Here is an 895-nt window from a genome sequence, read left to right as displayed (position 1 = left end):
CGATCCCCACCGGCATCACCGTCGACCTCGACCTGAACATCGACTTCATGGACAACGCCGCCTTCGAGGCCATCCACTCCTGGCGGCTGGACCACGAACGCCTGGGCGGCACGGTCGCCATCGACGAACTCCACGACCAGTGGTACACAATGGCGGCGGGCGGCGCCCGGATGGCCCCGGCCAAAAGCCCGCCGAAGCCGGCCGGGCGCTGGTGGCTGCCCTGGACCCACCGCCGCCGGGCCGAGACGGGCATGACCGAGAGCGAGAGCGAGTGCCGGATCACCCAGGGGGCGCAGGAGTTCCACCGGCGTACCGCGCCGCTGGTACGGCCCATCTTCACCGAGCTGGCCGCCGGGCAGCAGCCCACCCACCTTTTCATCACCTGCGCCGACTCCCGCATCGTGCCGCATTTGATCACCTCCAGTGGGCCGGGAGACCTGTTCACCGTCCGCAACGTCGGCAATCTGGTACCGCGCGCCGGCTCTGATCCATGTGACGACTCGATCGCCTCCGCCGTCGAGTTCGCCACCGGCATCTTGAACGTTCACACCATCACGGTCTGCGGGCATTCCGGTTGTGGCGCGATGGCGGCCCTGCTCGACGGCCCCGCCACCACGGCCCACCTGCGGCACCTGGGCCGCTGGCTCCGGCACGGCGATTCCAGCCTGGCCCTGCTGGACGACGGTGCCGACGGGGATGACCCGGGCACGAGGCTGGACCGGCTCTGCCGGTTGAACATCCGGCAGCAACTGGCGAACCTGCGGACCTACCCGGCGGTCGACGAGCAGGTCCAGGCGGGCACGCTGAAGCTGATGGGGCTCTACTTCGACATCGGCTCGGCACGGGTGGAGGTGGTCCGACCGGGGGCGCCCGGTTCCCCGGCAACGGCCACGAC

1 protein-coding gene is annotated in these 895 nt (G+C 70.2%); it reads left to right on the top strand.

Annotated elements, in window-relative coordinates; genetic code table 11:
* Positions 1–895 (top strand): carbonic anhydrase (locus tag DP939_RS45225; protein ID WP_318656354.1); only part of this gene is annotated, 895 nt, incomplete at both ends.

The organism is Spongiactinospora rosea, assembly GCF_003315795.1.
GTDB lineage: Bacteria > Actinomycetota > Actinomycetes > Streptosporangiales > Streptosporangiaceae > Spongiactinospora > Spongiactinospora rosea.
This window is presented reverse-complemented; position numbering and strand designations above follow the sequence as displayed.